Consider the following 12,718-nt stretch of genomic DNA (forward strand, 5'->3'; position numbering starts at 1 on the left):
CGGCAGCAGCGGTGCGATCTCGGCCCACAGGCCATCAGGAAGGAGCGGTCTCGCCATCTCCTCTCAACGCACCACCGCCGGTTTTGTTAGACGCTCTTAGCCGTTCATCCACTTGGTCGCATATCTTCCGCACAAGGAGACCGACCTACGGGGCCCTCTCCTCAATGAGGACAACCATCCGGCTGCGCGTCACGAATGTGAGGAGGCCAAGGATTGCCGTGCCGATCAGCCAAAGGATGGCGAGTGCAGCCTCGCCCACTGTCGTATGGACGTGTCCTAACGTCCCTGCGACGGCGGACATGCCATGCCCTCCTAGCGTGCAAGCCGTCGTGAGTGCAGACCAGAGCGCCCAGACCATCAGCCCGTTGAAGCCGACCAGTGCTCCCTTGCAGAGCTTGCCAACAAGGCCGCGCTTTCTCGTCTCCACGCGATAGAACCGCGTCACCCCTTCTCTCCTAGCTGCTCAAGGAGGCGGCTAGATGCATCAAGGGCAGGTCGTCGAGCTACTGCGCCGGAGGCATTCCTGCTCTGTGGGAACCGGTCTGGGGCATTAACTTCTTGGCAAGCCTCCGACCCGCTGGAGAGCTGACGGAAGCCGGTGCTGCCGCTCCACCCCCCGCAGTCAGCCAGCGAATTCCGCATCGAGCCGGGCCACGGCGTCACTGGGCACATCGAGCGCCTCGGCCAGCATCTTGAGAAATTGACGCTCCTGCAGGGTGTCCGGATCAATCGCCAGGCGAGAACCCCTGTGCTTCAGGGCGCCAGCACGTGGTCGAAGTAGACCGGGCTTACCCGACGCGAGAACACCCGATCCAGCGGAGCCGTTAACGGCGGCCCTCCAGAGCATGAATGTCACGCATATCAGCTCACGCTTCCCTCCGCTAACTGGCGCCAAAGCCCGGGCCTATATTGCGGCGCAGCATTGGACCAAGCCAAATGCGCAAGTGCGGAGAGGCTAAAGGTGCCTACGACGATTGATACCAGCAGCTTGAGGCTTCGGGCCCATCCTCGAGCTGAAGCATGGTCAGGATGGGCTCTGCTTGATCGGATCGCCGCCGCATTTCGGCGCGGGTCTGAGGTTCGATATGCCGAGCAGCGCAGTTTGATTGAGAGAACTGGCCGAGCCGGAGTAGTTTAAGGCAGAGGCTTGCATACGGCGGCATCTATAAACAGTTTCTTGCACATTATCGAGACAGAGAGACGATAGAGATCTGGATCTGGGCGTTCCTCTGCCAATCACTGGCTCTAGACCATGGGTATATCCTAAAATATCCACTGATCACAGGAAGCCTATTGAGAACCACGGCACCAGCACGACCACGGCAAGGCCGACGAGGAGGGCCACGATGTAGCCTGCGATCGGCCGCATGCCAGCGTCAGGATGAATGCGGCTGATCGCGCAGGCCGCGTAGTAGCCGACCCCGAAGGGAGGCGCGAACAGGCCGATTCCCATGGCGAGAACGACGACCATCGCGTAATGCACCTCGTGCACACCCACCGCACGTGCGATTGGAAACAACAGGGGTCCAAACAGGACGATCGCCGGGATGCCCTCCAGTACCGAGCCGAGCACGATGAATGCGACAGCCGACACTGCCAGGAAGCCCAGAGTACCGCCGGGCAGGCTCTTCATCGCAACCGCGAGAGTCTGCGAGAAGCCGGATTGGGTCAAAGCCCAGGCCATGCCGGTCGCCGCGCCGATGATCAGCAGGATTGCGCCGGACAGAGTCGCCGTCGTCACGAGCATCGGATAAAGGCGGCGCCAGTCGAACTGCCGATAGATCAGCAGGCCAGCAAGCATGGCATAGACGATGCCGATGGTGGAGACCTCGGTAGCAGTAGCAACGCCCTCGACGACGGCCGCCCGAATGATGAAGGGTAGAGCCAGGGCTGGCACCGCGACGATGAAGGATCGCGCAATAACCCGCCCGCCGGGCCGCTGCACATGCCTCAGATCCTCGCCGCGATAGCGCCACCAGACCAGCGCACACAGCGTGACCGCCAAGACGAGGCCCGGCAATAGGCCGCCGGTGAACAGGGCCGTGATCGAGACGCCGGTGACCGAACCGATGGTGATCAGCACAATCGAGGGCGGAATGGTCTCGGTCTGTGCCCCAGTGGCGGAGAGCAGGGCGACGAGATCTCCCTCCTTGGCCCCGCGTGCCTTCATCTCGGGAAACAGCACGGGCGCGACCGCGGCCATGTCTGCGGCTTTGGAGCCGGAGATGCCAGATACGAGGTACATCGCGCCAACCAGCACGTAGTGCAGGCCCCCGCGCACGTGGCCTAACAGGCTCGCAAGGAACCCGACCATGGCACGCGCCATTCCGGTCATCTCGATCAGGAGCCCCAGAAAGACGAACAGAGGCACGGAGAGCAGGATGAGGTGGCTCATGCCCTCGTCCATGCGGCCGACCACGACCATGCCAGGCGCGTGCGTCGTTAGCGTGATATAGGCGTAGGTGGAGAGCCCGAAGGCGAACGCGATCGGAACGCCGGAAAACACCAGGGCGCCCACGCCCAGGAGGAAGAACACCAGCAGGTTCAGATTGCCGAGGCCCATAAACACTGGCTGCAATGAAATCAGTATGGCTGCGACGAACGCGCAAAGGAGAAGCGCCGCGATGCTCGTGCGCCAGTCAGCCTCCTGCGCGAGACGCAGCAAGGCAGAGACGAGCATCAGTCCGAAGCCGACCGGTAGGGCGGCTGCGCGCCACGTGTTGGTGATATCGAGCGCTGGCGAATGGACCCACACTTCCTCGCTCGCAAATTCGTACGCCGGCTCCAGTACTAGGCAGACGAAAACAAACCCAGCCACGAGGGCGAGAGTGTCCATGAAGGCGCGCCAGCGCGGCCCGGTCATGCTGACGAAGGCCGTCATGCGCATGTGCTCGCCGCGCCGGAAGGCGATAGCCGCTCCCAGCATGGCAAGCCACAGGAACAGGATTGAGGCCAGCTCGTCCGACCAGACGAGCGGCTGGTGCAGGACATAGCGACTGATCACGCCGCTTAGGAGCACCGCGATCTCGAGAATGACGAGGATCGCCGCGGGCACCTCGATCAGGCGGCCAAGCCCTCGGTCGAGGGTTCCCAAATGAGCACGGAATCCCTTCAAATGCGGTGCTGTAGTGGGCATGGCGACGTCGATTTGCATGTCAGCCTCCTCACGCAAGTTTTCCGGAGACAGCTTCAAGGTGGGACCAGGCCCCTTCCCCGAACTTCGTCTTCCAATCTTTGTAGAAACTCGTCCGGCTCAGCGCGTCGCGGAACGCTTCCCGGTCGACGTCGATGAACGTCAGCCCCTTCTGGGATAGGGTACTCCGCAGATTCGCGTTCAGCGTGACGATGTCGGCCCGCTCTTCGTCGGCCGAACGGTCAAGTTCACGCGTTACAATGGTGCGTACGTCCTCCGGCAGGCGGAGCCAGGCGCGCTTGTTCCCAAGGATCCAGTATGCGTCCCAGATATGGCCGGTGAGGCTGCAGGATTTCTGCACCTCGTAGAGGCGCGTTGTTGCCGTGATGGCGAGCGGATTCTCCTGCCCCTCCACCACCTTTGTCTGCAGAGCCGAGTAGAGCTCGTTGAAGTTGATCGGCGCCGCACCCGCGTTGAGAGCCCTGAAAAGCGAGGTCTGCATCGGTGCCTGGGGCACGCGGATCTTGAAGCCCTTGAGGTCGTCCGGGGTGCGGATCTCGCGCGTTGAGGAGGTGATATGACGGAAGCCGTTGTCCCAAGTCTTGGAGACGGTAAGGATCGGTGTCAGGCCGATCTGCTCCCGCACATAGGCACCCAGTGGTCCGTCCATGGCCGCCCAGACACTGTCATAGTCCTTGAAGGCGAAACCGATGTTCGGCAGGCTTGCGACCGGCAAGAAAGTCGCCAGGATCGACGAGGAGATATTGAGAAACTCGACGGCGCCGCTCCGGAGCTGCGCCAGCAGGTCGGTGTCGCCGCCGAGCTGGTTAGCCGGGAAGAGTCGAATTTCCAGGCGGCCGCCGGTGGCCTCTCGGATTCGGTCGATTGCCTGCTGAGCCCGCGCGTTGACGGGATGATTCGGATCCTGGCCGGTCGCCAACTTGTAGGTGAACTCGGCTGCCGAGGCGCGCCGGGTGAGGATAGCGCAGAGCGGAACGGCCGCTGCGCCCGTCAGCAGGCTGCGACGGCTGAGAGAAGCGTCTGGCATGTTTCACTCCCTGGTGTTTCAGAGGGTCACCCGATCCTCGCCGTTCTTGGTCTTTAGGATCGGCCTTCAGCTCACCGGTGCGTGACACCGCCCCTCGGCGCTGCCGTAAGCCGGTTCGACTGAGAAGGACTCCGGGGCATTTCGCGCGTCCGGCGTCAGGCGCGCCCGGCAATCGGTCTTGCCGGGCGCCCGGGTATCAAAGCCAGCCGCGAATGCTTCGAGCCATCGCCTGCGTAGAAATACCGTACCGGTCGTGCAGTGTTGGTAGAGCGCCCGCGTCGAGGAACTCGTCCGGCAGTCCGATCTGGCGGAAGCCTTTCGGCGACGTCCCGCTGCGCAGAAGCAGCCCCGCTACCGCCTCACCCAGACCACCGATAACCGAATGGTTTTCGGCAACCACCACGAGGCGTCCACCTCGGCTCGCCTCCCGTAGGATCGTGGCTTCATCGAGAGGCTTGATGGTCGGAACGTGCAGCACTGCGACGTCGACACGGTCCTCCTCAAGGGCCTGAGCCACCTCGAGCGCCCGCATGGTCATCAACCCGGAGGAGATGATCAGCACGTCTCGTCCGTCTCGGATGGTCTTGGCTTTGCCGAATTCGAATTCGTAGCCGTATTCATCGAGGACTAGAGGGACGTTGCCGCGCAGGAGCCGCAGGTACACTGGTCCCTGATGAGCGACCATCGCCGGCACAACCTGTTCGATCTCGTGCGCGTCGCAGGCATCGATGATCGTCAGGTTGGGCATTCCGCGGAAGATCGCGACGTCCTCGGTCGCCTGGTGGCTTGGACCATAGCCCGTGGTCAGACCCGGCAGGGCACAGGCGATCTTGACGTTGAGATTCTCCTCGGCAATCGCGAGGCAGATGAAGTCATAGGCCCTCCGCGCAGCGAACACCGCGTAGGTGGTCGCAAAGGGAACGAAGCCCTCCCGCGCGAAGCCGGCGGCTGCCATCATCAGGAGCTGCTCAGCCATCCCCATCTGGTAAAACCGGTCAGGATGAGCCTGTGCAAAGATATGCAAATCGGTGTACTTGCCCAGGTCTGCCGAGAGACCGACAATGTCGGGTCGAGTCTGGGCGAGATTGGCGAGTGCATGGCCGAACGGCGCTGACTTAGTGCGCTGGCCTGGTGCGGCCAGCGAGGCGATCATCGCCGAGGTCTTCAGGCCACCGCCTGCACCTTCCTGCCGGATCGGCCTCTCGTATTTCGAGCGCTTCATTGCTTCCTCCCTTCGTCCAAGACCTTCAGAGCCTCGCGCCACTCAGCTGCCTCGACGCGTAGGAAGTGATTGCGCTCGCGCGCCTCCAGGAATGGCACGCCCTTGGCCATCTTCGTGTCGCAGATCACGATGCGGGGGCACTGGCCCTCGTGGGCGCGGGCCGCATCGAAAGCGGCGACGAGGGCATCGATGTCGTTGCCGTCAACGCGCTGGACAAACCAGCCGAACGCCTCGAATTTTGGCGCGAGCGGCTCGAAGTTCAGGACGGCGCGTGAAGGACCATCCGCCTGCATGCCGTTTACGTCGACGATGCCGATGAGGTTGTCGAGGTTGAAGGCCGAGGCCGACATCGCCGCTTCCCAGGTCGAGCCCTCGTCGAGTTCTCCGTCGGAGAACAGATTGTAGACGAAGGACTTCGAGCCCTTGCGCTTGAGGCCGAGGGCCATACCAACCGCGATGCCAAGGCCGTGGCCAAGCGAGCCGCCGGTAATCTCCATACCCGGCGTGTAGGCTGCCATGGCAGACATGGGCAGCCGGCTATCATCGCCACCGTAGCTCGTCAGCTCGTCTTCCGGGATAATCCCGGCTTCAATGAGCGCCGCGTAGAGAGCGATGGCGTAGTGGCCGATCGAGAGCAGGAAGCGGTCGCGCTCTTCCCATTCCGGATCTTCAGGCCGGTAGGTCATGGCGTGGAAGTAACTGACCGCCAGTACATCGGAGATGCCGAGCGCCTGCGCGATGTAGCCCTGGCCCTGAACTTCTCCCATTAACAGTGCGTGGCGTCGAATATTGTAGGCGCGGTCCGCCAGGGAAACGTTTGACCGCTCCCGTGGACGCGATTCTTGATGGATCTGCATGGTGTCTTCCTCCTCGTGAGCGCTGTCCAATCAATGGATCAGCATGCCGCCGTTGACGTCGATCACCGCGCCTGTGATGTAAGCTGACAGGTCACTGGCGAGGAACAGGCAAGCATTAGCCACGTCGTCGGCGACGCCGAGACGTCCGAGCGGGATGCCCTTCGTGATCTCGGCACGAAGATCGTCGGTCAGCTTGCCGCCCGTAATATCGGTCTGGATGAGACCGGGCGTGACCGAATTGACGCGGATGCCGTCGGCTCCGAGTTCTCGGGCCATCGCCTTCGCTAGACCGAGAACGCCTGCCTTTGCGGCGCTGTAGTGCGGGCCGCCGAAGATGCCGCCGCCGCGCTGGGCCGAGACAGACGACATGCACACAATCGATCCGGAGCGCTGCGTGCGCATGGCCGGGACCACGGCCTGGCTCATGTAAAGGCTGCCGCGCAGGTTCACATCGGTGACGGCCTCGTAATTCGCCGCCTCGATCTCCATGAACTTCAGGGGTTGTGTGATGCCGGCATTATTCACCAGCACGTCGATACGGCCACATTGCCCGACCACTTCCTTGGCGGCACCCTGACAGGCCGCCTTGTCGGTAACGTTGCAGGCGAGGCCGAGGTGACTGACACCGAGGTCGCGGGCAGCATTCTCCGCTTGGCCGGCATCGAGATCGAGGATGACCACGCGACCGCCCTGTTCAGCGAACAAGCGGGCCGTCGCCTTGCCGATACCACGCGCGGATGCTGCGCCGGTGATCACACAGACTTTGTCTTTCAGAAGCATGGCTGTCTCCCTGCGGCCGGAGGCGTATTGCCGTTCCGGGGTTCCGCTCGATTCGAGATGGGAGATCTGACCGAAATGCCGGGCTTGCAGCGCAGCCTCGACATGATGCCCATTCAACCTGCCGCGTTATGGCTCGATGGCCAAGCGGGGGTTAGGCCGTTTCCTCTCATCTCGTTGCAGGAGAAAGTGCCGAAGTCGGAGTCAACCGGCAAACGCGTACTTTTCAGACATGAGTGAATCTCATTCATCTTCTGCCACGCGCCGCGGTTCGCTTTCGACGGTCCTAAGCGACCTCCTCCGGCAGATCTGCGCCTAGTTCCGCTGCGAGCCACCGCGCGAAGACGCGCAGCGGTCCCCGGCGCCGGGTCGCTGCCGGAAAGACAAGATGGTGCCCATTGTACTGAACGTTCGTGGCGCGGTCCGCTAGCGGGGCGACAAGGCGGCCACTCGCCAACTCGCGTTCGGCCAGGAACGTAGACTCTAGCGCGATGCCGAGGCCGTCCACTGCCGCTGTAATGGCCAGGAAGCTGCGGTCAAACCGGAGCCCAGCCGACGGAGGCGCACGGATGCCGTTGCGCTCGAACCAGAGTGGCCATCGCACAAGCTTGTTATCGCTCTGGATCAGCACATGGTCGAAAAGGTCTGCCGGCTCGCTGATGCGTGCGGCTCGCTCCGGGTCGCACAATGGCGTCACGGTCTCTTGGCCTAGCGGCATGATGACAAGGCCCTCTCCGCGGGGGGGGCCGTAGACAATGTCGGCGTCAAACTCGTCGGTAATGAAGCGTGCGTAGTCCATGCCGGCAGCAAGCCTCACCTCAAAACCCGGATGCTCGGCGAGGAACCGAGCAAGCCGTGGTGTCAGCCACTGCGCGGCAAAGCTCGGCGCGCAGTGCAGCCGCAGAAGCTGAGGAGCGCGGGTCGCGACGAGGTCGAACCCGCGGTTAATCTCCTCGAAGCCTCGGCTGACATGATCGAGCAGCGCCTCACCTGCGGCCGTGAGGTCTAAGCTGTGGCCGTCTCGCTCGAACAATGCTGTCCCCAGAGCCTGTTCCAGCTTACGCACGGCGTGACTCACAGCACTGGGCGTCAAGTTCAGTTCGCTCGCGGCCGCCTTGAACGAGCGTCGCCGAGCTGCGGCCTCGAATGTGCGGACGGCGGAGAGAGGAACGGGCGGGCGCATTGCCAGTACGATGGGCCGGGCCCCTGGCACCTGACAACAGCCTAAAGATGATGTCCGATCGCGAACATGCCCGAGGACCGCTATCCGGCCAGGTGGCGACCTTCCCAGCCTCCTCCCGGAGTGTCGGGACAGGGTTACTCTGAGGCATTCACCGAACCGCGCAGAACGTCCGCTAACCCACAGCTTGAGCCCCGAAGCGGACGGGCCGCTTGCGGCCAACACCGGCCGAACTACGACGTCCGCATCGGCCAGCGGCTCGCTCGAAAGCCGCCGTTCCACTTCCGGCCGAGGCTGTGTGAAAACGCGAGCGGGCTCCGTAACTGTAGAACAATTTTCTACGCGGCGGACATTCTGGCCCGCCAAACGGCCGTTCTGATGCCGGTAGAATGCCCATTCCGGCACTGCTCAGGGAGCTTGAGGGAAGATCCTTCTACGGGCTCCGCGTTTTCACACAGTCTCGGCCATCTCCGGCCGGTCGTTTCGCGCAGTCCGAAGACGTACAGCTGCCCGCCAACAGTTCCTGAAAGCTGCCAAACGCTCCCCCTGTACCGGCAAAATGACGGTCGAAGCGTGCGGCTTGCCCTACGGATAAGCTGCAAACTCGGCGATATTCGCGAGATCCCCCGAAAACCAGAGACGTCCCGGCCAACCGGGACAACCCGAAGACGCCGGTGCCGCCGACAGGCCGGACACCAACACCCTCCAACACGAACACGACAACCGTCGCCGGGCCCCACCGCCGGGAGTCACGGAACGCCGAACAGGGGTGAACATCTCGCCACGCCCATGAAGCTTGCCCCGCCAGACCGCCGCCTGCGGTCGCCCGGGAGCCGAGCTGACCTCCATGTCCGCCGACCTTCATCAGCGCGTTGCCGCCGCCATCCTGCAGCAGCTCGAAACCGCCGACCCGAGCACCTGGTCGCCACCCTGGCACGGCGCCGATCCGCTGCCCCGCAACGCACTCACGGGCAAGCGCTACCGCGGCCTCAACATCCTCGCGCTCTGGGCCGCCGCACAGGCCCGAGGCTACGCCGACCCGCGCTGGGCCACCTACCGGCAGTGGGCCGCCCTCGGGGCGCAGGTCCGCAGGGGCGAGCGAGGCACTTCCGTCATCTTCTACAAGGACCTGCCCACCAGCCCAGCTCTGGCCAAAGGCATACCGGGCACCGACGACGCCTCACCCCGCTTCGTCGCCCGCGCCGCCCACGTCTTCAACGCCGCCCAGGTCGACGGTGCGCAGGACTTGGCCCTACCTCCCCCGAGCGAGACGGTCGACCCTCCCATCGTCTTCACCGCCTTCGTCAGGGCCACCGGCGCCATCATTCGGGAGAACGGCACCCGCGCCTGCTACGTCCCGAAGATCGACACCATCCTGCTGCCCCCTCGCAGCGCCTTCCACTCCCCCGAAGGCTACGCCGCGACCTTCGCCCATGAACTCGTGCACTGGACCGGCGCCCGCCACCGCCTCGCCCGCGACCTCACGGGCCGCTTCGGTAGCCAGGCTTATGCCGCCGAGGAGCTCGTGGCGGAACTCGGCGCCGCCTTCGTCCTAGCTGACCTTGGCGTTGCCCGCGCGCCGCACCCGGATCACGCCGCCTACTGCGCCGCTTGGGCTTCGCTCCTGCGCTCGGAGCCGCGGGCCCTCGCGACGACTGCAAGCGAGGCCAGCCGCGCCGTCGACTACCTTGCTGCTCTACAGGTAGGCCGCACGACCAGAGACGCCCTCTCTCGCGATACCGATCCCCTGGACCAGAGCACCGACAGCGCCGGCCGCTTCATCCAAGCCGCGGCATGAATCCGTGTCTTCTCTCGATGACGCCGTTCCACCGCGCGAAGCGCGTCAGGCTTTGAGACGGGCGCGCACCCAATTAATAACGCCACCTTCCAAGAGCACCTCGACCTGCCGCGGGGACAGATCATGGCGCAACCGGATCCGGTCCGTGCCGCCGCGGAGGTTCGCAATGATCTCGGGGCCTTGCGCCAATGCACCGGCCACGTCCGCGATTTCGATCACGTCGCCAAGCTCCAGGCGATCGTAATCGGACGGATCGACGAAGGTCAGCGGCAGGACACCGAAGTTGATGAGGTTCTGCCAGTGGATGCGGGCGAAGCTCTTCGCGAACACGGTCTTCAGGCCGAGGTAGCGTGGTGCCAACGCCGCGTTCTCCCGGCTCGAGCCCTGGCCGTAGTTGAAGCCACCGACGATGGCGTGGCCAGTCCGCTCCTTGCCGCCCTGCCTAGCGCGCTTCGGGTACGTGTCGTCGATCGGCTCGAAGGTGAACTCCGAGGTTTTGGGGATGTTTGACCAGTAGGGCATCACCCGGGCACCAGCCGGCATGATGTCGTCGGTCGAGATGTCGTCGCCGGTCTTAAGCAGCACCGGCACTCGGATAGAGGCCCCGAGCCGGCCGAGTTCGGGCAGTGTCGTGATGTTTTCCGATTTCTCTAGCGGCACGGTTCGCGCTTCGGCCTCGGGCAGCGGCGCGACGAGCATCGTAGGGTTGCCGGACGCCATCCGTGGGGGTGCGACCTGGGGATAGGGTATGTCCAGGCTGCGCGGATCGGTGATGACGCCGGTGAGCGCCGAGGCTGCAGCGGTCTCCGGACTGCACAGGTACACGCTATCTTCGCGGGTGCCGGAACGGCCAGGAAAGTTGCGCGGCACGGTGCGTAGCGAGTTACGGCCGGACGCCGGTGCCTGCCCCATGCCAATGCAGCCGTTGCAGCCGGCTTGGTGCACACGTGCGCCGGCATGGATCAACTCGGAGAGCTGACCATCCCGGATCAGGGTCTCTAGTACGACCCGCGTCGATGGATTGATGTCGAAGGACACCCGGTCATGGGTCTGCCGGCCTTTCACGATTTCCGCGGCCACCGCGAAATCGCGGAAACCTGGGTTGGCTGAGGAGCCGATATAGGCTTGGTAAATCTCAGTGCCCGCCACCTCCGACACCGGTACGACGTTGCCTGGGCTCGACGGCTTGGCAATCATCGGTACCAGGGTCGAGAGATCGATTTCTTCGTAGTCGTCGTATGTGGCGCCTTCGTCCGCAGCGAGTGGCACCCAGTCCTCAGCCCGGCCGACGCCTTCGAGGAACGCCTTCGTGGCTGCGTCCGAAGGAAACACGCTCGTCGTCGCGCCCATCTCGGCGCCCATATTAGCGATGACGTGCCGGTCCATCGCGGTGAGGCCATCGAGACCAGGGCCATGATACTCGATGATCCGCCCGTAGGCCCCTTCGACTCCGTGGCGAGCCAGCATTGTCAGGATGACGTCCTTAGCACTCACCCAGTCGGGCAGCCGGCCCGTCAGCCTTACGCCCCAGACCCGCGGCATACGCAGGTTCAGAGGCTGCCCAGCCATGGCAAGAGCTACCTCAACGCCTCCAGCGCCGAAGGCAAGCATCCCGAGCGACCCGGCGGCAGGGGTGTGGCTGTCGGAGCCGACGAGCGTCTGGCCCGGCTTGCCGAAGCTCTGCATGTGCACGGGATGGCTGATGCCGTTGCCGGGACGCGAGTACCACACGCCAAAGCGGCGGCAGGCCGAGCGTAAGAACATGTGCTCGTCGGCGTTGAGGTGATCGTTCTGGACGAGATTGTGGTCGATGTATTGAGCGGCGAGGCCAACCTTGACCCGCTCGACGCCCATCGCCTCAAGCTCCAGCATCACGAGGCCGCCGAGCACGTCCTGTAGTAGGGTCTGGTCGATCGTCAGCGCGATGTCGTCGCCCGGCGTGAGGTTTCCCTCGGCGAGGTGAGATCGGACGAGTTTTTGCGTGAGGTTCAGGGCCACTTCGGTCTCCCGGTCTACGTTCGGGTGAAAAGAGCCCATCCGCAGCGCGCCGCGAATGGGGGCCGCCGTCGGGCCGGACTTCGCGGAGACGGCAGTGCGACGCGTGCTCCGGATCACGCGTCGCGGTCGCTGCGACGCAGGCTTTCGGGCGTCGCGAACATCAGGAGCCCGGCCGCGACGAGGCAGAGCGCGCCAATCACGTAGATCGCCAATGTCGTGGAACCAGTCAGATCCTTGACCCAGCCGACCGCCACGGGGCTGACGATGCCACCGAACTGACCCAGCGTGTTGATGAGCGCGATTCCACCGGCCGCACCAACGCCGGTCGCGAGCTTGGCCGGCAGGGTCCAGAAGGTCGGGATTGAGGCGACGATCCCTGCGCCGACGAGCGCCAGCGCAATCATCAGCGGCACGATCTGCTGGTCGAACAGGCCGGCGGCGAAGAAGCCAATGGCTGCAGCGACCGCGAGCCCCGCCACGAATTTTGGTCGCTCGCCCGAGGCGTCGGACAGGCGCCCGATCACGATCATGCTGATAGCGCCGCAGATGTAGGGGATCGCGGTGAGGAAGCCGACCGAGGCCGCGGTCCCTCCACTCGCGGTCTTAATCAGGTCCGGCCCCCAGAAGTTCAGGCCGTACGAGCCGACCTGGAGGAGGAAGTAGACGAAGCCGATCAGCAGAAAGCCCGGCTGCTTGATCGCCCCC

Annotated in this window: 11 protein-coding genes; 1 reads left to right on the forward strand and 10 read right to left on the reverse strand. The window is 64.1% G+C overall.

The annotated features are described in order from the left end of the window. Positions 1-145: 145 nt before the first annotated feature. The 8 genes from WDW90_RS30755 to WDW90_RS30790 form a co-directional block, all read right to left on the reverse strand. On the reverse strand, positions 146-445 hold the full coding sequence (locus WDW90_RS30755; RefSeq protein WP_336491322.1) for a hypothetical protein: 300 nt from the start codon (positions 443-445) through the stop codon (positions 146-148). A gap of 177 nt (positions 446-622) precedes the next feature. Next, positions 623-856: a hypothetical protein gene (locus tag WDW90_RS30760; protein WP_336491324.1), complete on the reverse strand. Its 234-nt coding sequence runs from the start codon at positions 854-856 to the stop codon at positions 623-625. A gap of 423 nt (positions 857-1,279) precedes the next feature. After that, positions 1,280-3,154 carry a TRAP transporter large permease gene (locus tag WDW90_RS30765; RefSeq protein WP_336491326.1) on the reverse strand — a complete coding sequence of 625 codons (1,875 nt, stop codon included), beginning with the start codon at positions 3,152-3,154 and terminating at the stop codon, positions 1,280-1,282. A gap of 10 nt (positions 3,155-3,164) precedes the next feature. Next, complete coding sequence (locus WDW90_RS30770) at positions 3,165-4,181, reverse strand: TRAP transporter substrate-binding protein (protein WP_336491327.1); 1,017 nt, start codon at positions 4,179-4,181, stop codon at positions 3,165-3,167. A 196-nt stretch (positions 4,182-4,377) separates the two neighbouring features. Further along, the gene (locus WDW90_RS30775) at positions 4,378-5,403 is read right to left on the reverse strand and encodes a transketolase family protein (RefSeq protein WP_336491329.1); all 1,026 of its coding nucleotides are present in this window, start codon (positions 5,401-5,403) and stop codon (positions 4,378-4,380) included. Beyond that, the gene (locus tag WDW90_RS30780) at positions 5,400-6,260 is read right to left on the reverse strand and encodes a transketolase (RefSeq protein WP_336491331.1); all 861 of its coding nucleotides are present in this window, start codon (positions 6,258-6,260) and stop codon (positions 5,400-5,402) included. The genes WDW90_RS30775 and WDW90_RS30780 overlap by 4 nt, the downstream gene beginning before the upstream one ends. 30 nt (positions 6,261-6,290) lie before the next feature. Then, a complete protein-coding gene (locus WDW90_RS30785) occupies positions 6,291-7,040 on the reverse strand; it encodes an SDR family NAD(P)-dependent oxidoreductase (protein ID WP_336491332.1) in 750 nt (249 codons plus the stop codon). Positions 7,041-7,323: 283 nt separating this feature from the next. After that, positions 7,324-8,220 carry a LysR substrate-binding domain-containing protein gene (locus WDW90_RS30790; protein ID WP_336491333.1) on the reverse strand — a complete coding sequence of 299 codons (897 nt, stop codon included), beginning with the start codon at positions 8,218-8,220 and terminating at the stop codon, positions 7,324-7,326. Positions 8,221-9,064: 844 nt separating this feature from the next. Here WDW90_RS30790 and WDW90_RS30795 point away from each other — a divergent pair. Then, positions 9,065-10,015, forward strand: coding sequence for an ArdC family protein (locus tag WDW90_RS30795; protein WP_336491334.1), 951 nt, complete (start codon positions 9,065-9,067; stop codon positions 10,013-10,015). Positions 10,016-10,060: 45 nt separating this feature from the next. Here the strand turns inward: WDW90_RS30795 and WDW90_RS30800 are convergent, their stop codons facing one another. Further along, positions 10,061-12,013 carry an aconitate hydratase gene (locus WDW90_RS30800; protein WP_336491335.1) on the reverse strand — a complete coding sequence of 651 codons (1,953 nt, stop codon included), beginning with the start codon at positions 12,011-12,013 and terminating at the stop codon, positions 10,061-10,063. A gap of 113 nt (positions 12,014-12,126) precedes the next feature. Further along, positions 12,127-12,718, reverse strand: a 592-nt coding sequence (locus WDW90_RS30805; RefSeq protein ID WP_336491336.1) for an MFS transporter, incomplete at its 5' end; no start/stop codon positions are given.

Source organism: Methylobacterium nigriterrae, assembly GCF_037106235.1.
Lineage (GTDB): Bacteria > Pseudomonadota > Alphaproteobacteria > Rhizobiales > Beijerinckiaceae > Methylobacterium > Methylobacterium nigriterrae.